The organism is Streptomyces sp. NPDC003456 (assembly GCF_042878735.1).
GTDB lineage: Bacteria > Actinomycetota > Actinomycetes > Streptomycetales > Streptomycetaceae > Streptomyces.
The window spans coordinates 585686-609686 of record NZ_JBIAOK010000003.1 but is presented as its reverse complement, the minus strand read 5'-3'; the positions used below and the strand labels follow the sequence as shown (position 1 = coordinate 609686).

The window sequence follows — 24001 nt, the reverse complement described above, 5'->3', positions numbered from 1 at the left end:
ACGTTCCATGCCGCACTGGTCCGTCTACACCGGCACGAGCACGCCGCACGACGGCATCGACCACCTTCCCGACCCGCCGCCCTGGCGGGCCTTCGACGGGGGGCCCGCCCTGCCCGCGCCCCACGACGGGGACGACGCGACGGCCGTCTCGCCCGACCGGGTGCACCGGGCGAAGTCGTACGTGGCCACGCCGGAGAGCGTCCGGCTCGTCAACGCCGCGCTGTGCCTGCGCCGCCCCCTGCTGGTCACCGGCCCGCCCGGCACCGGCAAGTCCTCACTGGCCTACGCCGTGGCCCGGGAGCTGCGGCTCGGCCCGGTCCTGCGCTGGAACATCACCAGCCGCAGCACGCTCGCCGACGGCCTCTACCAGTACGACCCGCTGTCCCGGCTGTACGCGGCCCGCCACGGCCAGGACAGGCCCGGCAGCGTCGAGGACCATCTGCGCCTCGGCCCGCTCGGCACGGCCCTGCTCCCCTACGACCGCCCCCGCGCCCTGCTCGTCGACGAGATCGACAAGAGCGACCTCGACCTGCCCAACGACCTGCTGAACGTGCTGGAGGAGGGCCAGTACGAGATCCCGGAACTGGTGCGGGCGGCCCGCCACTCGGACGACGGCACCGCCGAGGTCCTCGCCGACGGCACGGACACACCGGTGCCGGTCCGCCGGGGCCGGGTGCGCTGCCGCGCCTTCCCGTTCGTGGTGCTGACCAGCAACGGCGAACGCGAGTTCCCGCCCGCGTTCCTGCGCCGCTGTGTCCGGCTGAAGCTGCGCCGGCCGGGCCGCGAGCAGCTCACCGACATCGTCCGCGCCCACCTCGACACCCCGGACGAGGCGGCCGACCGGCTGATCGCCCGGTTCCTGGAACGGGCCTCCGGCGGCGAACTGGCCACCGACCAGCTGCTGAACGCCCTCTACCTCACCGGGGTCGCCGGACTGGACGCCGACTCCCGCGACGACCTCGCCGAGCAGCTCATGCCGTACCTCAGTACGACGGCCGACGGCGATGGCTTCTGACGCCGGCCCGTCCCCGGTGGCCCGGCTCGCGGACGTCCTGTCGGCCGCGGGCGGGTCACCGACCCCCCGGGAGATCGCCGAACTGCTCTGGCTCGCCGGCCGGCTGGAGCCGCCGCCGGACAGGGGCGGCGGGACTCCCGCCGCCGCGCCCGACGCTCCCCCCACCGGGGACCCGCAGCACTCCGGGCCCCCGGCCGCGCCCGCACCCGCACCCGCGCCACCCGCACCCGCACCCGCACCCGCCGAGGCCACCGAGCCCGCGCGGCTGCCGCCGCCGTCCGGCCGGGTCCCGCTGCGGCTGCCCGCTCCCCGGACGCCGCACCGCGCCGCCGGGCAGCCGGGCGGCGGCTCCGGCGTGCTCGCGCCCGCGCCGCCGATGCTGCCGCACCCGCTGGCGCTGCAACGGGCCCTGCGTCCGCTGCAGCGGAAGGTGCCCTCCCCGCATGTGCGGCTGCTGGACGAGCGGGCGACGGCCGACCGGATCGCGCGGCTCGGCGCCCGTCCCGACGTGTGGTTCCCCGTCCTGCGCCCGGCCCCCGACCGCTGGCTGCGCCTGAACCTCGTCCACGACACCGGCCCCACCATGCCGGTGTGGCGTCCCCTGGTGGGCGAACTGCACGCGGCCCTCGCGCAGTCCGGCATCTTCCGCTCCGTCACCCTGCACGCCGCGACCCCGGACGGCCGGGCCCCCGGGGTCCCGGTCCTGGACGACGGCCGCACGGTCACGCTGGTCGTCAGCGACTGCGCGGGCCCCCAGTGGCGCCCGGGCGGGGCGGGCGAACGCTGGTACCGCACGCTGCGCCACTGGGCGCACCGCACGCCCCTCGCCGTGGTCCAGCCCCTGCCCGAACGGCTGTGGTCCACGACGGCGCTGCCCGCCGAGCCGGGCCTGCTGACGTCCCCGTCGACGGCGGCGCCCTCCGCTTCCCTTGCCTTCACCCCCTACGACGCCGCGCCCCGCCCGCCGCACTGCCTGCCCGTGCCCGTGCTGGAGCCCGGCGCGCCCTGGCTCGCCCACTGGGCGGCACTGGTGGCCGACCCGGGCGGGGCACGGATCCCGGGAGCGGCGGCCTGGCTGCCGCCCGCACCGGCGCCGCCCGCCGAAGCCGCCCCGGACCCGGCGGCGTCCTCGCCGGAGGAACTGGTCCTGCGCTTCCGGGCCACCGCGTCCCCCGAGGCGTTCCGCCTGGCCGGGCACCTCGCGCTGGCGGTCCCCTCGGTGCCGGTGATGCGCCTCGTCCAGCGCGTCGTGGACCGGGACCCGCACCCGCGGCACCTCGCCGAGGTCATCCTCAGCGGCATGCTCACCACCGTCCCCGGGCCGCCCGGCTCCTACGCGTTCCGCCCCGGGGTGCGGGAGCTGCTGCTGCGCACCCTGCCGCGCTCGGCGCGCAGCCGGACCCGGGAGTTCCTGGAACGGGTGGGCGGCCTGATCGACGAGCGGGCCGGTCTCACCGCCGGCGCGTTCCGGGCCGAGACGGACGGGGCGGGCGACGGGCAGGGCCCGGCGTTCGCCACCGTCAGCGAGGAGACCGTACGGCGCCTGGGGGCGCAGGAGCTGTTCGCCGGGCGGTACCGGCTGGGGCGGCACACCGGTGACGGGCGGGTGTCGCGGGCCGTGGACGTCCGCACCGGCCGGCGGGTGGTCGTCCGCCGGTACCGCGACCAGCCCGCGCCCCAGGAGCGGTTCCGGCGGGAGGCGGCCGCCCTGGCCGCCCTCGACGACCCGCATCTGGTGCGGGTCGTCGACCACGGGGTACGGGACGGCGAGCCCTACCTCGTCACCGAGTGCGTGGACGGCCTGACCCTGCCCGAGGTGCTGCCCGGCATCGAGTTCCGCACCTTCACCCGCCTGGTCGCCCAGGGCACGGCCGGGCTGCGGGCCCTGCACGCGCACGGCCTGGTGCGCGGGGAGCGCGGACCCGGGGGGCTGCTGGTGCGGCCGGACGGCACCGTGCTGGTCAGCCGGTTCGCCCTGGGCGAGGAGTCGCGGGGCAAGGACGCGCAGTCGGATCTCGCCGAGTTCCGCCGGCTGCTCAAGCAACTCGGTCCGGCTGCCGGGGTGCCCGAGGAGCACCGGGGCCTGCTCGACCTGATCGACCAGCACAGGCTGCCCGAGGCCGCCGAGTACGCGGCCCGCCTGGACGCCACCGGCCCCTGGCCGCCGTCGTGCTCCTTCACCCTGCTCGGCCCACCGCGCCTCGGCGGCCTTCCGCAGGACGCCGAACCCCTGACGCCCTTCGCGCAGGCGCTGCTGTGCATGCTCCTGCTGCGCCCGGGCCGCCGCGTGAGCCACGCGGAACTCGCCGCGGGCCTGTGGGGCGCCCACCCGCCCGGGGGCGCAGCCGACAGCCCCCGCAAGACGCCCCTGCCGCGGGGCGAGACCACCGAGCACCGGGGCGAGACCACCGAACACCGGAGGGAGGGCGAGGCCACCGGATCCTGGCCGGAGGGTGAGGCCGCTGCCCGCCTGGAACCGCTCGCGGCGCAGATCCGGCGGGTGCTGCCGCCCGACCGTCTCCTGTCCTTCACCAGCTCCTACGCCCTGCACCTGCCGGACGCGTACCTGGACGTGCCGCACTGCGAGAGCCTCCTCGCCGAGGACCCCGGGCGCGCGCTCGCCCTGTTCCGCGGCGAACCGCTCGACGGTGTCCCCGGCCCGGCCGCCGCGGCGGCCCGGGAGCGGCTGCACGCGCTGCGCCGCGAGATCCTCACGGCGCTGGCGCGCGCCGAGGAGGCGTCCGCCGCGCCCACGATCCTGTTCGCCGCGGACGACCTGACCGGCCGTCCCGAGGCCCGGATCACCCTGGAGTACGCGGTGCACGAGATGCTCTCCCGCGGCGCCCTGGCCCCCCACGACTACGAGGTACGGGTCCGCCCCGACGGCTACGAGGTGAGCACCGGGCCCGGCACCTTCCTGCTGCCCGTCCTGGTCGCGGTCCTGCGCGGACTGCCCGACGTGCTGACCGGTCCGGCGGACCCGCCGCCGCTGACCGTCACCTTCTGGGACCGCCCCGCCCCGCCCCCCGACGCACCGCTCGTGGCGGCCGGCGTCCAGGTGGTGCTCTCGCCGGCCGTGTACGAGCAGTTCGCCGCCAGTTCGGCGGCCCGGGGGCCGCGGCGTTTCCAGCCCCTGTACCGGGGCGGCGCCACCGGCACCCCCGTCGCGTGGCACTGCCCCCTGACCCCCTCGGCGCAGCCCGGCCCGGAGGCCCGCGACCTGGTGAGCGGTCCCCGCATCACGCACGATCTGCGGCGCCTGGGCGTCCCGGCCCCGGGCCGCACGGCCGTGGTCCACGCCCAGCCCGACGGCCCGCTCACCCTGCTGGACCCCGCCCGGCCGCTGGGCGACGGGCCACCCCGGCTCGTGACGTACTACGAGGTGGACCTCACCACCCACCAGGCCCACCACCGGATCTCGCTGCCGAGCTCCGGGAAGGGCGTCTTCGCCGCGGCGGTGGACCTGTCCTGGCACGTCGACGACCCGGTCGCCTTCGTGCGTGCCGACGTGAGCCGGGTGGCGCAGCCGCTGCTCGACCACGTGCTGCGGGAGGCCGCCCGGATCACCCGGCGGCATCCGCTGCGCCGGGCGGGCGCGGCCCAGCGCGCCGTCAACGCCGGGCTGCGCCGCTGGCCCGTGCCGGGCCTGTCGGTGGCCGCGACGGTGCAGCTGGCCCCGGAGGGGGCGCCCCTGCCCGGACCGCGGGGGCCGGCCGGGCCCGTGCGCTCGCTGCCGGAGCTGCTCGGCGCCACCGAGACCGTGCTGATCGGCTTCGACGGCCCCGTGGCCCGGCTGTTCTCGGCGACCACCGCCCGGGAGGCGGTGCGCGATCTCCTCGCGCTCGTCGCCGGACACCGCGACCCGCGGGACACCGCGGCCGGGGCCGGACCGGACGCGTTCGCCCATCCGCTGGACGTCCTGCGGGCCTTCGCGCGCGACCCGCTCGCACCCCTGCTGCGCGAGCGCCTCGACGCCCTGGAACTGACGGCCGTGCCGCACGCGCCGGCCACGCACAACTCGGCGGCGCTGATCCGCGCGCTGCACGCCGCCGGCCGCCGTGTCCGCGTGGTCACCGACGCCTGCCCCGACGCCGTGCACCGCTACCTGCGCCCCTACGGCGGACTCCCCCTGGCCGGGATCCACGGCCGCGGCGGCGACCCGGCCCTGCTCACCCCGCACCCCGACTGCCTGCTGCGCGCCCTGGACGCCGAAGGGGGTACGGCGGCCACCGGGCTGGTCGTCGGCTCCACGGTCGCCGAGCTGGCCGCCGCCCAGCGGGCCGGGCTGCGGTTCGTGGGGCTCGCCCGCAACGCCACGACCGCGCGCGAGCTGCGAGAGGCCGGCTGCGAGAGTGCCGTGACCTCCCTCGCTCCGCTGCTGGAGGCCGCCAGGTCGCTGTGACGGGGCGCGATACCCCCGTTCGGCGGCGCCCCGCCCGGCCCCCTTGGGAAGGCGCGCCGGTGCCCTCACCCGCACGATGCGAAAGAGGGACGCCGTTCGGCGGCCCGACGTCCAGCGAGGCCCGCCACCTGGCGGCCCCCCACGGTCTGTGCTCTCGGGAGGACCTGCCATGACCGCCAGTCTGGAGCAGTTGCGACGCTGCCACTTCGCCGTCGACCTGGGAGCTGCCCGCACCCGCGTCTACGTCAAGGGCGCCGGTCTCGTCGTCGACCAGCCGTCCGCCGCCGCCGTGAACACGCGGACCGGGGCCCTGATCGCGGTCGGGGAGCTCGCGGAGAAGATGACGGGCCGCACCCCGCACTACATCCGGGTGGTCCGGCCGGTCTCCGGCGGCACGGTCGTCGACATCGAGATGGCCCAGCGCATGCTGCGCCACCTGCTCGGCGACAAGATGCGCCGCGCGCTGCGCCGCAAGCCGATCCTGCGGGCCGCGGCGTGCACCCCGCACGACGCCGACCCGCTCGCCCAGCGCGCCGCGATCGAGACGCTCGTCGGGCTCGGCGCCCGCCGGGTGGAACTGGTCGACACGCTGATCGCGGCCGCCGTCGGCTGCGGACTGCCCGTGGAGCAGCCCGAGGCCACCATGATCATGGTGTGCGGGGCGGCGGCCACCCAGGTGGCGGTGCTGTCCCTCGGCGCGATCGTCACCGCCGAGCGCGTCCCGGTGGGCGGCGACGCCGTCGACAACGCGATCGTGCAGCACCTGCGCCACCAGCACGAGCTGATGCTGCCGAGCCAGTCGGTCCGGCCGCTGCAGCTGGCCCTGTCGGGCAACGGCCTGACCCCGCAGGGGCCGGCGTCCACGGAGATCCACGGCCGGGACGTCGCCACGGGCCTGGCCCGTTCGGTCCACGTGGACACCGCCGCCGTGCGGGAGGCCATCCAGACCCCGCTCACCGCGATCCTCGACGGCATCGGCAAGGTCCTGCGGGCCTGCCCGCCCGACCTGGTCGCCGACCTGGCCGACCGGGGCATCATGATGGTCGGCGGCAGCGCCCTGCTGCCGGGCCTGGACCAGATGCTGCGGCAGGCGACCGGCATGCCGGTGCACATCGCGGAACGGCCCGACGTGTGCGCCGTGCAGGGTCTCGGCGCGATGCTGGAGGGGCGGATCGAGCCGCTCGCCCTGGACCCGCTCGGCACCTGAGCCGCGCCGCACCGGCCCACCGCGCCGCAACCGGCGTCCGGGCCGCCCCCGCGGCACCCGTACCCACCCGCACCCCGCCGTGACCGCGGCGGGGTGCGCTCGTGCGCGCACCACCCGCGCTCGTACCCGCCCGGGCCGGTGTCATTCCCGGCCCCGTGTGTACTCCGTCGTACGGCGGGCAGGCGCACCTGACACGGGGCGTCCACGGGGCGAGCGGCGTCGTGCAGTCCGGCCGGGGCGGCCACGACCGACGAGGACCGACAAGGCGGTGACATGACCTCAGCGGCATCATCACACCTCACGGGAGGACTGAGCACCCTGGTCGTCCGTGGCCGCGTGGACGCGGACCACGCCCGGCTCACCCCCCGCGGCGAGCTGGTCCACGGCTGCGCCGACACGCTCGCGAAGGCCCTGGCCGACCTCCCGGACGGTGTCACCCGCGTCGATCTGGACATGGGGGACGTGCACTTCATGGACACCGCCGGGCTGCAGTTCCTGGAGGTGCTGAGGGACTGCGCGCGGCAGCGGGAGGTGCGGGTCACGGCCACGAACTGGAACGGCCAGCCGAGGAGGATCCTGGAGCTGGCGGGTCTGGACACCGCCGACCCGGTGTCCGGCACCGCCGACGCCGGCACCGCCCCCGCCGCCCAGGCCCCGCCGCCCGTGCCCGCGGCCTCGGCGGTCGCCCTGGAGCGCGCCGAGCGCCTGCGGGTGCTCCAGGCGGAGGTCGAGCAGCTCCGCCGGGCCATCGCCTCCCGCCCGGTCATCGACCAGGCCCGCGGCATCCTGATGGCCACGCACGGCTGCACCTCCGACGAGGCGTGGCACGTCCTGCGCGAGGCCTCCCAGCTGTCGAACACCAAGCTCCGCGACGTGGCGGCGGCGGTGACGGCGAGCGCGGACGGGGACGGCCCGCCCCCGCCGCCCGGACTGCGCTCGGCCCTGCAGCGGGCCCTCGCGAGGCGCCCCCGGACCTGACGGCGCGGCGCCCGACTCTCCCGCCGCCGGGCCGGTTTCGCGCCGCTGGGGCTCGGGTACCCGGCGGCGGCCCGCTCCGCCCTCCGGCGAGGAGAACCCCATGGGTTTCAACCCCCTCGAGCACCAAGGCATCCCCCTCGACCGCCAGCTGCGCAGCTGGCGGGAGCTGGACGTCGAGCCGATCGACCCCGACCACGCCGATCCGTACACCCGCTGCCGCATCATCACCATGAACGGCATCGAGGTCGAGGCGATCATGTTCAGTCACCAGTTCGCCCGCCGCTGTCCCGACCCCGAGGTCAAACGGCAGCTCGCGCAGATCCGTTACATCGAGGCGCAGCAGCAGAAGGCCGTCAACTGGCTCCTGCCCGGCCTGTCCTCGGTCCTGGAGACGACCATCGCCTACGAGCAGGTGGCCGTCGACCTGACCGGCTGGGGTGGCCCGCCACGAACCCGACCCGTACCTGAAGCAGGCCTACGAGTTCGGCGTGCTGGAGGACTTCGACCACCTGTACCGGTACGCCAACCTCTACGAGATGATCGAGCACCGCAAGGCGGAGTCGATCGTCGACGGGCTGACCGAGGTCATGCCGGGCCGGCCCACGAAGTACCACCACCGCGACCCGGTCGACAACGTCCGCGAGCCGTACGACCGTTCCACCACGAACCCGCTGTCGAAGCTGCACGCGCTGACGATCCTGTCGGCGGAGCAGCAGACCATGAACTTCTACATGAACGTCGGCCCCCAGTACATGGAGCCGATCGCGCGCCGGCTCTACCAGGAGATCGGCCTGATCGAGGAGGAGCACGTCACCCACTACGAGTCCCTGGTCGACCCGGGCGAGACGTGGTGGGAGCAGCTCGTCAACCACGAGTACAACGAGTGCTACCTCTACCACTCCTTCATGGAGCAGGAGCCGGACCCGAAGGTGCGGGCCGTCTGGGAGCTGCACCTGAACATGGAGCTGGAGCACCTGCGCATCGCCTGCGACCTGATGCGCCGCCACGACGGCCGCGAACCGGCGGAGATCCTCGCCCCCGAGCTGCCGAACGTCCTGACGTTCGAGGAGAACAAGACGTTCGTGCGCACCCTGCTCGACACGCAGATCGACCTGACCACGCTCGGCACCGGCTACGTCCGCGACGCGCACGAGCGGTTCGAGAAGCTGCAGGAGGGGATCCACGGCGGCGATGAGCCGCCGAGCGAGCAGGTGATGGCCCGGCACGACGAGATGTTCGGCCGGGAGTACCGCATCGAGACCGACGGCGAGCACCCCGACCCCGCGCTCCGGGAAGGGCACTGACATGGCAGGGATCGCAGCGAGCGACGACGACGTCGTGGCGATGCTGATGCGCCAGCACGGCGACATCCGCAACCTCTTCGACGAGGTGGAGCGGACCACCGGTGACGAGCGCCGCGCCGCGTTCCGGAACCTGGTCCAGCTCCTGGCCGTGCACGAGACGGCCGAGGAGGAGGTCGTGCACCCCTTCACCCGCTCGACCGGCCCGGACGGCGAGAAGGTGGTGGAAGACCGGCTGCGGGAGGAGCGGGAGGCCAAGGAGCTGCTGTCGCGGCTCGACGGCATGGACACCGACGACCCGAAGTTCCTCACCGAACTCCTCACGCTGCGGCTGGACGTGATGGCCCACGCCCGCGCCGAGGAGCGCTACGAGTTCCTCCACATCCGCCGCCGCGCCGACCCGGAGCGGCTGGCCTCCATGGCCTCGGCCGTGAAGGCCGCCGAGGCGATGGCCCCGACCCGCCCCCACCCCGGTACGGAGTCCGCGGCGAAGAACCTGGCCCTCGGCCCGCTCGCGGCCGTGGCCGACCGCACGCGGGACGCCGTCCGCAAGGCCCTGGGCAAGGACGGGTGACCCACCTCCGCTCCCCCGCCGCCGCGTCCACGGACGCGGCCGGCTCCCCCCGGCCGCCCCACCGGCACCGGCCGTACGACGGGTCCCGCGGCGGTGCCCCCGCCGGTCCGTACGGCCGCGGCGGTGACACCGGCCCCGGGGACCGGCCGCCCGGGGCCGGACGATGACGACGCCGGCACCGCTGCCCGTGCTCGCCGTGCTGTGCTGCGTGCTCTACACGGTGTGCGCGGCGCGGCTGCGCCGCCGCGGCGACCGCTGGCCGGTACGCCGTGACGCCGGCTTCTGGCTGGGCGGCGGACTGCTGGTGGCGGCGTTCGCCGTGCCGTGGGAGGCGTGGCTGGCGCCGTTCACCGCGCACATGGCCGCCCATCTGACCGCGGGCATGGTGGCGCCGGTCCCCCTGGTCCTCGCCCGCCCGGTCACCCTGGCCCTGCGCACCCTCCCGCCGCCCGGCCGGCGCGCCCTGGTCCGGATCACCCGCTCCCGCCCGGTCGCCGCGCTGGTCCTCCCGCCGGTGGCCGCGGCCGTGGACATCGGCGGTCTGTGGCTGCTGTACCGGGCCCCGGTCCCGTCCGCCTGGCACCACAGCCCCCTGCTCACCCTGCACCTCTTCGCCGCAGGGGTCCTGTTCACCTTCGCCCTGCTGGCCGTGGACCCGATCCGCCACCGGCCGGGCACGGCCGTGCGCGGCGGCACCCTGCTGGCGGCCGCCGCGGGCCACGCGGTCCTGGCCAGGAGCCTGTGGGCCTCAGGCCCGCCCGGCACCGCCCACGCCCCGGCCGACCTGCACTCCGCCGCGCAGCTCATGTACTACGGCGGCGACGCCGTGGAAGTCGCCCTGGCCCTGGTGCTGGCGTCCCAGTGGTACCGCGCACAGGGGCGATCGTTGCGGGCCCACCGGGGTACCCGGCAGGCCGCCACCGCGTAAGGAGAGTCACATGAGCGAGCAGACCCCGTCCCAGGCCGAGGGCGACCGCGACGACGAGCCGGACACCACCCCCACCCCCACCCCCACCCCCACCCCGTCCCAGGCCGAGGGCGACCGGGACGAGCCGGGCACGGACGACGACGACAGCACCGCGTGACAGCACCACCCGGCGGACATGTGGAAGAGGAGGACGAGATGGGTGAGAGCGCCGGGCGGCCGGCCCGCGGGGACGGGCCGGCCGCCGGGAGGGCGGGCCGCGGCGACGCGGCACCGGCCCACCTGCACGGGACGCCGCACGGCGGGGACGTAGTGTCCTGGTTGTGAGCGATCTGCCTGCCGACCCGGCCCTGCGGGCGGCCTACCGACTGTGCCGGCGCCGGACGAGGGAACAGGACCCGGCGGAGTACGCCCTGATCCAGCTGGCCCCCGCCCTCCTGCGCCCCTCCCTCCACGCCCTGTGGGCCGCCGCCAACGCGCTGGACGACCTGGGCGACGACCGCACCGCCCCCGCGGCGGAGCGGGCCACCCGGGTCGCGGCGTGGATCAGCGCCCTGCACCGCGAACTCCCCGCCGGCACCAGCCCGGACCCGATCCGCCGCGCCCTGGTCGACACCGCGCACCGCTGGCACCTGGACCTGAGCGAGCTGCACGCCGCCATGACCCAGGTGCAGGACGACACCGGCGGCCGGCGCTTCGCCGACTGGGCCGAGTGGCGCACCTGGGGCCGGGACAACCTGCTGCCGTGGTTCGGCCAGGTCCGCGCGATCTTCGACCGCGCGGGCGTGCCCGTCGCCCTCCGCCTGGACTCCCGCGAGGCCTACGAGGAGTTCCTCGACGGCGTCCGGCTCACCGACATCCTCACCGACCTGTCGGCCGACCTGGCCCAGGGCGACCTGCTGCTGCCCGACGAGGCACTGGACCGCCACCCGGGCTCGGCACGGGACCTGACGCACCGCCGCTGGAGCCCCGCCGTGGCCGCCCTGGTGACGGAGCTGACCGGGCTGGCCCGCCGCTGGGTGACGCAGCCCGGCCTCACCCGCGGCATGCACCCGGGGCCGGCCACGGTGCTGGACACCATGGCGGCGCTGCTGCGCGCCCAGTTGGACGCCGTGGACGCGGCGGGCGCGGCGGTCCTGCGTGCCCGGCCCGGCCCGTCCCTGCGCACCCGGCTCCGCATCCTCGCCCCCGCCCGCACCCGGGCGGCCCTGGCCTGGACCCTGACCCCGCTCACGCCCCCGTCCCCGCACCGCCCCGCCGAGCAGGGGCCCGTCACCCCCGCGCAGGCACCGCCCGCGGCGGCCTTCCGCCGCCCGCCGCCGCACCCCACCGGGGAGCAGCCGCCGCCCGTCCCCGCCGCGCACCTGCCGGCCCACGTGGCGGTGATCATGGACGGCAACGGCCGCTGGGCCCAGCAGCGCGGCCTGCCCCGGTACGAGGGCCACCGCGCCGGCGCCGCGGCGGTGCGCGAGATGGTGCACGGGGCACTGGAGATCGGCCTGCGCCACCTGACGCTGTACACCTTCTCCACCGAGAACTGGAGCCGGGACACGGAGGAGGTCGGGGCGATCCTCGGCCTGCTGCGCGACGAGGTGGCCGACGACCCGTTCCGGGACCTGGACGTCCGGCTGCGCTGGCACGGCCGCGCCGGCCGCCTCCCCCCGGACCTGGTCGACCTTCTCCACCTGAGGGAGCGCACCACCCGCTCGCGCACCGGCCTGACCGTGACGATGTGCATCGACTACGGCGGCCGCGACGAGATCACCCGTACCGCCGCCGCCCTGGCCCGCCGGGCCAGGGCCGGGCATGTGGACCCGGACCTGGTCTCGGAGGACGTGTTCGCCCGGCACCTGCCCCAGCCGGACATGCCGGACGTGGACCTGCTCTGGCGCACCGGCGGCGAGCAGCGCACCTCCAACTTCCTGCCGTGGCACGCCGCCTACGCCGAGCTGCACTTCACACCGGAGCTGTGGCCCGACACCGACCGCCGCGACCTCTGGCAGGCCGTCACCGCGTACACCCACCGCCAGCGGCGTCTGGGGGCCACCCCGGCCGCCACGGGCCCGGCGGGGCACGCCGGCTGACAGGTCGTCGCGGAAGCGGCGAGGAGCGCCGCGGAAACGGCGAAGGGCGCCGCCTCGAAGCGGCGCCCTGGTCGGTCGACCCGGGGCAGAAACGGTTCTGCGCGGGTGGCGCGTGGTGGGGCGGGTGGGACTCGAACCCACGGCCGACGGATTATGAGTCCGCTGCTCTAACCGGCTGAGCTACCGCCCCATAGCGGCGTGTCGCGTACACGTGTGCGCGCCGTCTGCCGCAGCATAGCCGCTCATACGATCTCCTGCCTCGGATGGTCGGCTTCGCCACGGCCCTCGTGACCATGAGGACCGCACCGGCTGCCGCACGGTTCCCGAAGATCGCAGCGGACATGAAAAAGGACCCCTGCGAGGGGTCCTCGTCCATCTGCTCCCCCGACTGGACTCGAACCAGTAACCTGCCGGTTAACAGCCGGCTGCTCTGCCAATTGAGCTACGGAGGACCGAGCTCCCCGGACTGGACTCGAACCAGTAACCTGCCGGTTAACAGCCGGCTGCTCTGCCAATTGAGCTACCGAGGAAGGTCTCGTCTGCATCGAACGCACCTACCTGGGTATTCGCCAGGGGGCGCGCGCTCGCTGCGACACATACATTAGCGCAAGCAGGGGGGTGCTCCGCCAATCGGTACTCCCCGGCGTCCGCGCCGCACCGGAGACCTCTGCAGAAGAAGGGTGGCAGCCATGCGTTACCGGCTCACGTTCGTCGCCGGAGTCGTTCTGGGTTACGTGCTGGGCACGAGGGCCGGACGCGAGCGCTACGAACAGCTCAAGAAGTCGGCCCGGCAGTTCGCTCAGAACCCGGCCGTGCGGAACACCGCGGAGACGGCGGCCCACCAGGGCCGCGAGTTCGCGGGCAAGGCGTACCACGCGGTCAGCGACAAGGTCGGCGACCGCGTGCCCGAGTCGGTGGCCGACCGGGTCCGGCACCTGCGGGACCGCGCCACCCACAACGGCGGCCAGGACGACTGGGGCACGAGCAACACCTGAACTGCTCCTCCTGACGCCGGGTGCGGTCCCGCCCCTAAGGCGCGCGGGCAACCGCGCGACCAGCCACGACGGGTCCGCGCCCGGCCGCTGGAGGACCCCTGCGGCGCCCGTGGCCCGGCCCGGCGCATCCGTACGGCAGAATTTTGGCCATGGGGATAGTCGCCGGGTTGGACAGTTCGCCCGATTTCACTCGTATCGTCGTCTGTGACTCGGATACCGGAGCCGTGCTCAGGCAGGGATATGCACCGCATCCGGTGGAGAGCCCCGAGGGCGGCGGCCGGCCGTCCGACGTCGACCCGCAGGCCTGGCTGCTGTCCCTGGGCGAGGCCGCGGGCGGCGGCCTGCTGGAGGGCGTGCAGGCGATCGGCGTCTCGGCCCAGCAGAACGCCGTCGTGCCGCTGGACGCACAGGGCAACACCGTGCGCCCGGCCCTGGTCGGCGGGGACAAGCGCACGCAGGTCGCCGCGGCCGACCTGGTCGACGCGCTCGGCGGACGCGAGGCGTGGGCGCAGGCCGTGGGCTGTGTGCCGCAGGCCGCGCAGCCGGTGACGAAGCTGCGCTGGCTGGCCCGTACCGAGCCGGAGAACGCGCGGCGCACGGCCGTCCTGATGCAGGCGCACGACTGGCTGGTGTGGCAGCTGCTGGGCCGGCCGGTGCGCCGGACCACCGACCGGGGCGGAGCGTCCGGCACCGGGTACTGGTCGGCGGCGACCGGCGGCTACCGGCCCGACCTCGTGGAGCTGGCGCTTGGGCACCAGGCGATGCTCCCGGAGGTGATCGGCCCCGCGGAGGCCGCCGGGACGACGCCGGAGGGCCTGCTGATCTCCGTGGGGACCGGCGAGACGATGGCGGCGGCGTTCGGCCTCGGTATCGGTCTCGGTGACGCGGTGGTGTCGCTGGGCGCGTCCGGGTCCGTCATGGCCGTCCACCCCGAGGCGCTGGTCGACGGCTCCGGGATGATCACCGCGCTCGCGGACGCCACCGGCATGCACCTGCCGGTCGTCACCACCCTCAACGCCGTGCGGGCGCTGCGCGGGACCGCCGAACTGCTGGGCCTGCCCGACCTGGAGAGCCTGTCGGACCTGGCGATGAAGTCCACGCCCGGCTCGCACGGGCTGGTGCTGCTGCCCTATCTGGAGGGCGAGCGGACGCCCAGCCTGCCGCACGTCGCGGGCACCCTGGCCGGGCTCAGGCGGGAGTCGATGAAGGCGGAGCACCTGGCGCGGGCCGCGTTCGAGGGCATGCTGTGCGGGCTCGCGGACGCACTGGACGTGCTGCGGGCCCGGGGCGTGGAGGTGCGGCGGGTGTTCCTGCTCGGGCCGGCCGCGGAGCTGCCCGCCGTGCAGGCCGCCGCGCCGATGCTGTTCGGGACGCAGGTCGTGGTGCCGCAGCCGGCGGACTACGCGGCGATCGGCGCCGCCCGCCAGGCGGCCTGGGCGCTCGGGGCGTCGCAGGGCACGCTCGACGTGCGCACCCCGCCGCTCTGGCAGGGCGCGGTCGCGCAGGTGCTGGAGCCCGGGGAGGAACTGGCCGTGGGGCAGGCGGTGCGGCAGCAGTTCGTGGCGGTGCGGGAGCAGACGCATCCGGGGGCGCTGCGGCTGTAGCGGGCCCGAAGGTGAGAAGTCGGTGAGAGCTCGGCGGCAGGGACCGCTCGTCGGGCTAATTCGGTTGAGGTAACGCGGGTGGAGTGTCCGACGATAGGGGCCAGGGGCAACCACCCGCCCCCGTCGACCACTCCGAGAGAAGCAGCGTGCTCATACGACTCCTGCGGACCCACCTCAGGCCCTACAAGAGACCCATCGCCCTGCTGGTGCTGCTGCAGTTCCTGCAGACCTGCGCCACGCTCTACCTGCCCACGCTGAACGCCGACATCATCGACCGGGGCGTCGTCAACGGCGACACCGGCTACATCATGGCCTACGGCGCGCTGATGATCGGCATCTCGCTGGTCCAGGTCGTGTGCAACATCGGGGCCGTGTACTACGGCGCCCGTACCGCCTCCGCGCTGGGACGGGACGTGCGCGGGGCCGTGTTCGACCGGGTGCAGTCGTTCTCCGCGCGTGAGGTGGGGCACTTCGGGGCGCCGTCGCTGATCACCCGGACGACGAACGACGTCCAGCAGGTGCAGATGCTGGCGCTGATGACGTTCACGCTGATGGTGTCGGCGCCGATCATGTGCGTCGGCGGCATCGTGCTGGCGCTCGGTCTGGACGTGCCGCTGTCCGGGGTGCTGGTGGCGGTCGTGCCGGTGCTGGGCATCTCCGTGACGCTGATCGTGCGGCGGCTGCGGCCGCTGTTCCGCTCCATGCAGGAGCGGCTGGACACCGTCAACCGGGTGCTGCGCGAGCAGATCAGCGGCAACCGCGTGATCCGTGCCTTCGTCCGGGACGCGTACGAGCAGCAGCGCTTCCGCGAGGCCAACACCGACCTCACCCGGTTCGCGCTGGGCACCGGCAACCTGCTCGCGCTGATGTTCCCGATCGTCATGACGGTGGTGAACCTGTCGTCGATCGCCGTGGTGTGGTTCGGCGCGCACCGCATCGACAGCGGCGGGATGCAGATCGGCGACCTGACCGCGTTCCTCGCCTATCTGATGCAGATCGTCATGGCCGTGATGATGGCCACCTTCATGTTCATGATGGTGCCGCGCGCGGAGGTGTGCGCCGAGCGGATCCAGGAGGTGCTCGACACCTCCTCCAGCGTGGTGCCGCCCTCGGCGCCGGTGCGCGCCCTGCGCCGGCACGGGCACCTGGAGATCCGCGGGGCCGGTTTCCGCTATCCGGGTGCCGAGGAGCCGGTGCTGCGCGCCGTCGACCTGGTGGCCAGGCCGGGCGAGACGACCGCCGTCATCGGCTCGACCGGCAGCGGCAAGTCGACTCTGCTCGGGCTGGTCCCGCGCCTGTTCGACGCGACCGAGGGCCAGGTCCTCGTCGACGGGGTGGACGTCGCGGAGCTCGATCCGCGGCTGCTGGCGCGCACGGTCGGGCTGGTGCCGCAGAAGCCGTACCTGTTCGCCGGCACGGTGGCGACCAATCTGCGCTACGGCAACCCGGACGCCACCGACGAGGAGCTGTGGCACGCGCTGGAGGTGGCGCAGGGCAAGGAGTTCGTCGAGCGGCTGGAGGGCGGGCTGGACGCGCCGATCGCGCAGGGCGGCACGAACGTCTCCGGCGGGCAGCGGCAGCGGCTCGCCATCGCCCGGACGCTGGTGCAGCGGCCCGAGATCTACCTGTTCGACGACTCCTTCTCCGCGCTCGACTACGCCACGGACGCCGCCCTGCGGGCCGCGCTCGCGCGGGAGACGGCCGAGGCGACCGTGGTGATCGTCGCCCAGCGGGTGGCGACCATCCGGGACGCGGACCGGATCGTCGTGCTGGACGAGGGCCGGGTGGTCGGCACCGGCCGGCACCGCGAGCTGATGGCGGACAACGAGACCTACCGGGAGATCGTGCTCTCCCAGCTCACGGAAGCGGAGGCGGCCTGATGGCGGGGCCCATGGGGCGGATGATGGCCGGGGGCGGCCCCGACCAGCGCTCGCTGGACTTCACGGGATCGGGCAAGCGGCTGGTCGCCCGGTTCCGGCCCGAGCGCGCGACCATCTGCGTCCTGCTGGCCTGCGTGGTGCTCAGCGTCGCGCTCAGCGTCAGCGGGCCGAAGATCCTCGGCCGGGCGACCGACCTGGTCTTCGCGGGCATCGTCGGGCGCGGCATGCCCGAGGGGGCGTCCAAGGAGCAGGTCCTGCAGCAGATGCGGCAGCGCGGGGACGGTGACGTCGCCGACATGCTGCGCGGCACCGACTTCACCCCGGGCGAGGGCATCGACTTCACCGCCGTCGGGCACGTGCTGCTGCTCGCGCTGGCGGTGTTCACGGTGGCCGGGCTGCTGATGGCGGTGGCGACCCGGCTGGTGAACCGCGCCGTCAACCGCACGATGTTCCGGCTGCGCGAGGACGTGCAGACGAAGCTGTCGCGGCTGCCGCTGTCGTACTTCGACCAGCGCCGGCGCGGCGAGGTGCTGTCGCGGGCGACGAACGACATCGACAACATCGGGCAGACGCTGCAGCAGTCGATGGGGCAGCTCATCAACTCGGTGCTGACCGTGATCGGCGTGCTCGCGATGATGTTCTGGGTCTCGTGGATCCTGGCGCTGGTCGCACTGGTGACCGTGCCGCTGTCGTTCGTCGTCGCCACACGCGTGGGCAAGCGCTCGCAGCCGCACTTCGTGCAGCAGTGGCGCTCCACCGGCACCCTGAACGCCCACATCGAGGAGATGTACACCGGGCACACCCTGGTGAAGGTGTTCGGGCGGCAGGAGGAGTCGGCGCAGCAGTTCGCCGAGCAGAACGAGGCGCTGTACGAGGCCGGGTTCCGGGCGCAGTTCAACAGCGGGGTCATGCAGCCGCTGATGATGTTCGTGTCGAACCTCAACTACGTCCTGGTCGCGGTCGTCGGCGGGCTGCGGGTGGCCTCCGGCTCGCTGTCCATCGGTGACGTGCAGGCGTTCATCCAGTACTCGCGGCAGTTCTCCATGCCGCTGACCCAGGTGGCGTCGATGGCCAACCTGGTGCAGTCGGGGGTCGCCTCGGCGGAGCGGGTCTTCGAACTGCTCGACGCCGAGGAGCAGGTCGCCGACCCGGTGCCGGGCGTGCGGCCGGAGGAGCTGCGCGGGCGGGTGGCGCTGGAGCACGTGTCGTTCCGCTACGACCCCGACAAGCCGCTCATCGAGGACCTGTCGCTGACGGTGGAGCCGGGGCAGACGGTGGCCATCGTCGGCCCGACCGGCGCGGGCAAGACGACGCTGGTGAACCTGCTGATGCGGTTCTACGACGTCACCGGCGGCCGGATCACCCTCGACGGCGTGGACATCGCGCGGATGTCCCGGGACGAACTGCGGGCCGGGATCGGCATGGTGCTGCAGGACACCTGGCTGTTCGGCGGCACGATCGCGGAGAACATCGCCTACGGGGCGTCCCGGAAGGTGACCCGCGGGGAGATCGAGGAGGCCGCCCGGGCGGCGCACGCGGACCGGTTCGTCCGGACGCTGCCGGACGGGTACGACACCGTGATCGACGACGAGGGCACGGGGGTGAGCGCGGGCGAGAAGCAACTCGTCACCATCGCGCGGGCGTTCCTGTCCGACCCGGTGATCCTGGTGCTGGACGAGGCGACGAGCTCGGTCGACACGCGCACGGAGGTGCTCATCCAGAAGGCGATGGCCAAACTGGCGCACGGGCGGACCTCGTTCGTCATCGCGCACCGGCTGTCCACGATCAGGGACGCGGACACGATCCTCGTCATGGAGAACGGGGCGATCGTGGAGCAGGGCGCACACGAGGAGCTGCTGGCGGCCGGTGGGGCTTACGCGCGGCTGTATCAGGCGCAGTTCGCGCAGGCGGTGGCGGAGGTGGACTGAGTCGCGGTCCGGCGGTGCCGAGGGGGGTCGCGGGGCGGTCGCGGGCCGGTGGGGGCCGGTCGCGCGGTTCCCCGCGCCCCTGACGGGGCGCAGGGGGGCGGCGTCAGTCCAGATAGCCCCGCAGCTGGTCCGCGAAAGCGTGGTCCCGCAGTTTGTTGAGGGTCTTGGACTCGATCTGCCGTATGCGCTCGCGCGTCACGCCGAAGATCCGGCCGATCTCCTCCAGCGTGCGCGGGCGGCCGTCGGCCAGGCCGTAGCGGAGCTGGACGACCTTCCGCTCCCGCTCCCCCAGGGTCGACAGGACGGCCTCCAGGTGCTCCCGGAGCAGCAGGAACGCCGCCGATTCGACCGGGGAGGCCGCGTCGCCGTCCTCGATGAGGTCACCGAGGGCGACGTCGTCCTCCTCGCCGACGGGCGCGTGCAGCGACACCGGCTCCTGGGCCAGGCGCAGCACCTCGCCGACCCGCTCGGGCGGGAGGTCCAGCTGGGCCGCGACCTCCTGGGGTGTCGGCTCGTACCCCCGCTCCTGGAGCATGCGGCGCTGCACCCGCACGACCCGGTTGATGAGCTCCACGACGTGGACGGGGACGCGTATCGTGCGGGCCTGGTCGGCCAAGGCGCGGGACATGGCCTGGCGGATCCACCAGGTGGCGTACGTGGAGAACTTGTAGCCGCGGGCGTAGTCGAACTTCTCCACCGCGCGGATGAGGCCGAGGTTGCCCTCCTGGACGAGGTCCAGCATGGTCAGGCCGCGGCCGACGTAGCGCTTGGCGACGGAGACGACCAGGCGCAGATTGGCCTCGATGAGGCGGCGTTTGGCGACGCGGCCCATCACGACGAGCCGGTCGAGGTCCATGGCCAGCCGGCTGTCCAGGTCAGGGGTGAGGCGCAGCTTCTCCTCGGCGAACAGGCCGGCCTCGACGCGGCGGGCGAGTTCCACCTCCTCGGCGGCGGTCAGCAGCGGGACGCGGCCGATCTCCCGCAGGTACTGGCGGAACAGGTCCGAGGAGGGGCTGCCCGTCTCCGTGCGCACGGGCGGCGGTTCGACGGCCCCGGCGGCCTCGGCCGTCTCGGGGGCCTCGGCGGTCTCGACGGCCTCGGCGGGCGGTTCCCCGGGCTCCGGCTCCGTTTCCGCTTCCGCTTCCGTCCGGGGGTGCTGCGCGGCGCGGCTCCGCGCCGGGACCCCGGACAGGGCGTCGGCCTCCGCGTCGGGCGCCCGTGCGCCTGCGCGGCGGGCCGAGGCGGCTTCGGTCTGGGTCAGGGTCCGGGTCTGCACGGGGGCGACCTCCAGGATGATCGCTGCCGCTGCCGGGGGCTGGGCAGCGGTACGTCGGGAGCGGAGTCGGCGGCCTCGCCGCTTTCCGTTCCGTACGCGAGGGGCGGGACCGCGGGGGTCCACGACCCGTCGGTGACGGATCGGCCGCGCTCCGGGGACTCAGGCACCGCACACCAGTGTGGGGTACGACACATCACCGCCACGAGGGGCGTGCGGTGACTTTTTGCTTCCGGTCCGTGACCGGACGGTCGCCCGCGGTGGAAAACCCGGATGCCCCGGGCCTTCCCGGTCTGCGACGATCGCCCGGTGTCCGCTTCTCTGTACGCATCGCATGTCACGGTCCGTTGCGCGGACCCCGAGGAGTCCGCGCGGCTGCGCCGCTGGGCCGCGGCGGGCGGGTTCAAGCTGACGCACATCGTGCTGGCCAGGGGCCGGATGCGCGATCAGCCGATGCTCACCCAGTCGGGTTCGCCGACGTACGCCACCGAGGCGGCCCGGGTGCGGGAGGTGGTGGCGCGGTTGCGGGCGGACGGCTTCGACCCGGTCCGGGTGAAGACGGAGTCGTCTCCGTGGGCGGCCGAGGTGCCCCGCGAACCCTGCGGCGACGGACGGTACTTCGAGCACCACGTCAAGCTGCGGCTCCCGGCGGACACGGACCTGGGCGCGCTCGCGGCCCGGGTGGTGCCGCACGGCGCCCACCTGTCGTGGAACGCCCGGAGGGTGCGCGGCGAGTGGCACGAGCGGTTCGTCACCCAGCGCTGCCACCGGGTGGACGCCGAGGGCGCGGGCCGCGCCCTGGACCGGCTCCTGGCCGAGCTGCGCGACGGTGACGTGCTCGGCGTGGAGCGGGAGTTCGTGCTGCACGACAGCGACATGACGGTGGACGACGGATGGCTCCAGGAGCCGGCGGGGGTGCGGGCATGAGCGGGACGGCGTGGGAGGGGTTCGACTGGCGGAGCACCGAGATCCCCCGGGAACCGCTGAACGAGGCCACCCGCAGGGCCGGGCACCTGCCGAGGACGCTGCGGCCGGTGCCGGGGGACGACGTGGTGCAGCTCCCCGTCTTCGACCCGGCCCTGAAGCAGCACCGCAACGCCTACCGGGCCACCGACCCGCGCTTCGCCGACCCGGAGCGGGGCGAGGCGTGGCGGGCGGCTCGCCGGCAGGCCCTGGATCTGGTGCCGGCCGCGATCGCGGAGACCGAGTGGGTCGAGGCGCTGGTGCTGCGGGGCAGCGTGCTGATGTCGTCCTGGTTCGGTGCGGCCGCCCGCGAGCCCGGCGACCTGGACTTCGTCGTCGTGCCGCACACCTGGCGGATGGAGGACGGCCGCACGGACCGGATGCTCTCCGGGATCGCGGGGGCGGCCCAGGCGCTGGCCGACGCTCGGGGCAGCGGCGTCGGCATCTCGGCGCGCGGTGCGGTCGTCGAGGACATCTGGACCTACGAGCGGGTACCGGGCCGGCGCATGCTGCTGCCCTGGGGCGCGCGCGGGCTGCCCGGCGGCCACGTCCAGCTGGACTTCGTGTTCGGCGAGCGGCTGCCCGAGGAGCCGGAGCTGGTGGAGCTGGCCGGCGGTGCGGTCGTCCGGGCGGCGACGCCGCAGCTGTCACTGGCCTGGAAGCTGATGTGGGTGATCAACGACGCGCATGTGCAGGGCAAGGACCTGTACGACGCGGTCCTGCTGGCCGAGCGGCACCCGCTGCGCCGTGAGCTGCTGCACGAGGTGTTCCGGCTGTCCGGCGAGTGGCCCTACCCGTACCAGGAGGAGATCCTGCTGGAGCACGTGGTGGAGGCCGTCGGGTACGTGGAGTGGAACCACTTCGTCACCGAGTACCCGCGCTTCCGGGACGCCGAGCGGGAGTTCGCCGAGCGGCTGGTGCGGGCGGTGGCGCCCGCCTTCGAGGGGGCCTGACCGCGTCAGAGTGCGGCGGCGCCGTGTGCCCGCAGGGCCTGGTCGTACTGCTGGAGGACCCACAGTTCGTTCTGCACGGCGGCCAGTTCGGCCGGGTCTCCGTGGGTGCCGAGGCGGGTGAGGCGGCCGGTGATGTCGCGGATGCGGCGCTCCACGGCGCGGCGGCGGACGGTGACCAGCTGGGCCCCGGCGTACGTCTCGTCGACGCCCTTCACGCCCCGGTGCAGCATGATCGCCTCGACGGCCAGCTCCGTGACCATCGCGCGGACCGCGTCGTCGGGGGCGGCCTCGCGGACCCTGACCAGGTAGCCCTGGGGGTCGGCGACGCCCGGTTCGGCGCCGCCCGCGTCCAGGATGGCCTGGCGCACGGCGGCGTAGGGCGGGGCGGTGAACTCGTCCACGCCGTAGGCGTCGAAGGCCGGGGAGACCAGCTCGGGGCGCTGCAGGGCGAGTTTGAGCAGCTCGCGCTCGGTGGCGTAGACGGGGTTGCGGAGGTTGAGGGCCGGGCCGCGGGGGGCCGCGGGCGCCTGGGCCGGGTACTGCTGGGGCGCGTGCCGGTCGGGGGCGGGGCCCTTGCCGCCGCGCTCGCGGGCCCAGCGGGCCAGTTGTGCCACGCGCTTGACGACGAACTGGGTGTCGAGGATGCCGAGCATGCCGGCGAGCTGCACGGCGACCTCGTGCTGGGCGCCGCTGTTCTTGATGCGGGCGACGATCGGGGCGGCCTCGTCCAGCGCGGCGGCGCGGCCCGCGGGGGTGTCGAGGTCGTAGCGGGCCACGATCTGGCGCAGGGCGAACTCGAAGAGGGGGGTGCGGGGTTCGACCAGGTCGGCGACGGCCTCGTCGCCCTTGGCCAGGCGCAGGTCGCAGGGGTCCATGCCGTCGGGGGCGATGGCGATGTAGGTCTCGGCGGCGAACTTCTGGTCGTCCTCGAAGGCCCGCAGGGCGGCCTTCTGCCCGGCGGCGTCGCCGTCGAAGGTGAAGATGACCCGCGCCGAGCCGTTGTCCATCAGCAGGCGGCGCAGGATCTTGATGTGGTCGCCGCCGAAGGCGGTGCCGCAGGTGGCGATGGCGGTGGTGACCCCGGCGAGGTGGCAGGCCATGACGTCGGTGTAGCCCTCGACGACGACCGCGCGGGAGGCCTTGGCGATGTCCTTCTTGGCGAGGTCGATGCCGTAGAGGACCTGGGACTTCTTGTAGATCGCCGTGTCGGGCGTGTTGAGGTACTTGGGGCCGTTGTCCGCTTCGTAGAGCTTGCGGGCGCCGAAGCCGACCACGTCGCCGCCGATGTCGCGGATGGGCCACATCAGCCGGCCGCGGAAGCGGTCGATGGGGCCGCGGCGGCCCTCCTGGGAGAGGCCGGAGAGCAGCAGCTCCTTGTCGGTGAAGCCCTTGCCGCGCAGGTAGCGCGTGAGGTGGTCCCAGCCCTGCGGGCTGTAGCCGACGCCGAAGTGGACGGCGGCGGCCTGGTCGAAGCCGCGCTCGGCGAGGAAGGCCCGGCCGGTGTCGGCCTCGGGCGAGGCCGCGAGCTGCTCCGCGTACCACTCGGCGGCGATCTTGTGCGCCTCGACCAGGCGGATCCGCTCGCCGCGCTGGTGGGAGGGGTTGTAGCCGCCCTCCTCGTAGCGCAGCGTGATGCCCGCCTGGCCGGCCAGGCGCTCGACCGCCTCCGAGAAGGAGAGGTGGTCGATCTTCATCACGAACGTGAGGGTGTCGCCGCCCTCCTGGCAGCCGAAGCAGTGGAACAGCCCCTTGGCGGGGCTGACCTGGAAGGAGGGCGACTTCTCGTCGTGGAACGGGCACAGCCCCTTGAGGTTGCCGCCGCCCGCGTTGCGCAGCTGGAGGTACTCGGACACCACGGCGTCGATCGGGACCGCGTCCCGTACCGCCTTCACGTCCTCGTCGTTGATCCGTCCTGCCAC

Annotated in this window: 15 protein-coding genes, 3 tRNA genes and 2 pseudogenes; 15 read left to right on the top strand and 5 right to left on the bottom strand. The window is 74.4% G+C overall.

All coding sequences use genetic code 11. The features are described from left to right. The first annotated feature begins 7 nt into the window (after window positions 1–7). The 9 genes and pseudogenes from ACFYWG_RS13695 to uppS all read left to right on the top strand — a co-directional run bounded on the left by ACFYWG_RS13695 (window position 8) and on the right by uppS (window position 12486). Window positions 8–1015: an AAA family ATPase gene (locus tag ACFYWG_RS13695; RefSeq protein ID WP_383502632.1), complete on the top strand. Its 1008-nt coding sequence runs from the start codon at window positions 8–10 to the stop codon at window positions 1013–1015. After that, entirely contained in the window at window positions 1005–5417 is a 4413-nt protein-coding gene (locus ACFYWG_RS13690) for an SAV_2336 N-terminal domain-related protein (RefSeq protein ID WP_389201300.1), read from the top strand. The genes ACFYWG_RS13695 and ACFYWG_RS13690 overlap by 11 nt, the downstream gene beginning before the upstream one ends. 169 nt (window positions 5418–5586) lie before the next feature. After that, on the top strand, window positions 5587–6624 hold the full coding sequence (locus tag ACFYWG_RS13685) for a rod shape-determining protein (protein WP_376323187.1): 1038 nt from the start codon (window positions 5587–5589) through the stop codon (window positions 6622–6624). A 273-nt stretch (window positions 6625–6897) separates the two neighbouring features. Then, complete coding sequence (locus ACFYWG_RS13680) at window positions 6898–7602, top strand: ANTAR domain-containing protein (RefSeq protein WP_383502625.1); 705 nt, start codon at window positions 6898–6900, stop codon at window positions 7600–7602. Between the two features lie 100 nt (window positions 7603–7702). Beyond that, window positions 7703–8906: pseudogene (locus ACFYWG_RS13675) on the top strand (hypothetical protein). A gap of 1 nt (window position 8907) precedes the next feature. Beyond that, window positions 8908–9477 carry a hemerythrin domain-containing protein gene (locus tag ACFYWG_RS13670; protein ID WP_385413289.1) on the top strand — a complete coding sequence of 190 codons (570 nt, stop codon included), beginning with the start codon at window positions 8908–8910 and terminating at the stop codon, window positions 9475–9477. 163 nt (window positions 9478–9640) lie between these two features. Continuing rightward, window positions 9641–10405 (top strand): cytochrome c oxidase assembly protein, encoded by a 765-nt coding sequence (locus ACFYWG_RS13665; RefSeq protein WP_389201296.1) that lies wholly within the window; start codon window positions 9641–9643, stop codon window positions 10403–10405. Between the two features lie 10 nt (window positions 10406–10415). After that, a complete protein-coding gene (locus tag ACFYWG_RS13660; protein ID WP_389201293.1) occupies window positions 10416–10562 on the top strand; it encodes a hypothetical protein in 147 nt (48 codons plus the stop codon). A gap of 163 nt (window positions 10563–10725) precedes the next feature. After that, a complete protein-coding gene (gene uppS, locus ACFYWG_RS13655) occupies window positions 10726–12486 on the top strand; it encodes a polyprenyl diphosphate synthase (protein ID WP_383502611.1) in 1761 nt (586 codons plus the stop codon). A 113-nt stretch (window positions 12487–12599) separates the two neighbouring features. Here uppS and ACFYWG_RS13650 read toward each other — a convergent pair. From ACFYWG_RS13650 to ACFYWG_RS13640, 3 genes are all read right to left on the bottom strand, one after another. Then, window positions 12600–12676 (bottom strand) — tRNA-Ile (locus tag ACFYWG_RS13650). 189 nt (window positions 12677–12865) lie between these two features. Next, a tRNA-Asn gene (locus ACFYWG_RS13645) sits at window positions 12866–12938 on the bottom strand. Between the two features lie 5 nt (window positions 12939–12943). Then, window positions 12944–13016, bottom strand: a tRNA-Asn gene (locus ACFYWG_RS13640). Window positions 13017–13175: 159 nt separating this feature from the next. On the opposite strand from ACFYWG_RS13640, the gene ACFYWG_RS13635 reads away from it, so the two are divergent. From ACFYWG_RS13635 to ACFYWG_RS13620, 4 genes are all read left to right on the top strand, one after another. Further along, complete coding sequence (locus tag ACFYWG_RS13635) at window positions 13176–13481, top strand: YtxH domain-containing protein (RefSeq protein WP_376323175.1); 306 nt, start codon at window positions 13176–13178, stop codon at window positions 13479–13481. Between the two features lie 149 nt (window positions 13482–13630). Then, entirely contained in the window at window positions 13631–15085 is a 1455-nt protein-coding gene (locus ACFYWG_RS13630) for an FGGY family carbohydrate kinase (RefSeq protein ID WP_389201289.1), read from the top strand. 146 nt (window positions 15086–15231) lie between these two features. Then, a complete protein-coding gene (locus ACFYWG_RS13625; protein ID WP_376323171.1) occupies window positions 15232–16965 on the top strand; it encodes an ABC transporter ATP-binding protein in 1734 nt (577 codons plus the stop codon). Beyond that, complete coding sequence (locus ACFYWG_RS13620; RefSeq protein WP_376323169.1) at window positions 16965–18893, top strand: ABC transporter ATP-binding protein; 1929 nt, start codon at window positions 16965–16967, stop codon at window positions 18891–18893. The genes ACFYWG_RS13625 and ACFYWG_RS13620 overlap by 1 nt, the downstream gene beginning before the upstream one ends. 103 nt (window positions 18894–18996) lie before the next feature. Here the strand turns inward: ACFYWG_RS13620 and ACFYWG_RS13615 are convergent. Next, window positions 18997–20336: pseudogene (locus ACFYWG_RS13615) on the bottom strand (RNA polymerase sigma factor). 103 nt (window positions 20337–20439) lie between these two features. Between ACFYWG_RS13615 and ACFYWG_RS13610 the strand changes: the two are divergent. Then, window positions 20440–21093 (top strand): hypothetical protein, encoded by a 654-nt coding sequence (locus ACFYWG_RS13610; protein ID WP_389201286.1) that lies wholly within the window; start codon window positions 20440–20442, stop codon window positions 21091–21093. Further along, window positions 21090–22082: a nucleotidyl transferase AbiEii/AbiGii toxin family protein gene (locus ACFYWG_RS13605; protein WP_389201284.1), complete on the top strand. Its 993-nt coding sequence runs from the start codon at window positions 21090–21092 to the stop codon at window positions 22080–22082. Before ACFYWG_RS13610 ends, ACFYWG_RS13605 begins: the two co-directional genes overlap by 4 nt. Before the next feature lie 5 nt (window positions 22083–22087). On the opposite strand, the gene dnaG is transcribed toward ACFYWG_RS13605, so the two are convergent. Then, the gene (gene dnaG / locus ACFYWG_RS13600; protein WP_383502598.1) at window positions 22088–24001 is read right to left on the bottom strand and encodes a DNA primase; all 1914 of its coding nucleotides are present in this window, start codon (window positions 23999–24001) and stop codon (window positions 22088–22090) included.

What these genes read in the sequence shown, in the direction of transcription:
- ACFYWG_RS13695 (WP_383502632.1), top strand. Translation starts at nt 8, where the DNA reads ATGCCGCACTGGTCCGTCTACACCGGCACGAGCACGCCGCACGACGGC.
- ACFYWG_RS13690 (WP_389201300.1), top strand. Translation starts at nt 1,005, where the DNA reads ATGGCTTCTGACGCCGGCCCGTCCCCGGTGGCCCGGCTCGCGGACGTC.
- ACFYWG_RS13685 (WP_376323187.1), top strand. Translation starts at nt 5,587, where the DNA reads ATGACCGCCAGTCTGGAGCAGTTGCGACGCTGCCACTTCGCCGTCGAC.
- ACFYWG_RS13680 (WP_383502625.1), top strand. Translation starts at nt 6,898, where the DNA reads ATGACCTCAGCGGCATCATCACACCTCACGGGAGGACTGAGCACCCTG.
- ACFYWG_RS13670 (WP_385413289.1), top strand. Translation starts at nt 8,908, where the DNA reads ATGGCAGGGATCGCAGCGAGCGACGACGACGTCGTGGCGATGCTGATG.
- ACFYWG_RS13665 (WP_389201296.1), top strand. Translation starts at nt 9,641, where the DNA reads ATGACGACGCCGGCACCGCTGCCCGTGCTCGCCGTGCTGTGCTGCGTG.
- ACFYWG_RS13660 (WP_389201293.1), top strand. Translation starts at nt 10,416, where the DNA reads ATGAGCGAGCAGACCCCGTCCCAGGCCGAGGGCGACCGCGACGACGAG.
- ACFYWG_RS13635 (WP_376323175.1), top strand. Translation starts at nt 13,176, where the DNA reads ATGCGTTACCGGCTCACGTTCGTCGCCGGAGTCGTTCTGGGTTACGTG.
- ACFYWG_RS13630 (WP_389201289.1), top strand. Translation starts at nt 13,631, where the DNA reads ATGGGGATAGTCGCCGGGTTGGACAGTTCGCCCGATTTCACTCGTATC.
- ACFYWG_RS13620 (WP_376323169.1), top strand. Translation starts at nt 16,965, where the DNA reads ATGGCGGGGCCCATGGGGCGGATGATGGCCGGGGGCGGCCCCGACCAG.
- ACFYWG_RS13610 (WP_389201286.1), top strand. Translation starts at nt 20,440, where the DNA reads ATGCCCCGGGCCTTCCCGGTCTGCGACGATCGCCCGGTGTCCGCTTCT.
- ACFYWG_RS13605 (WP_389201284.1), top strand. Translation starts at nt 21,090, where the DNA reads ATGAGCGGGACGGCGTGGGAGGGGTTCGACTGGCGGAGCACCGAGATC.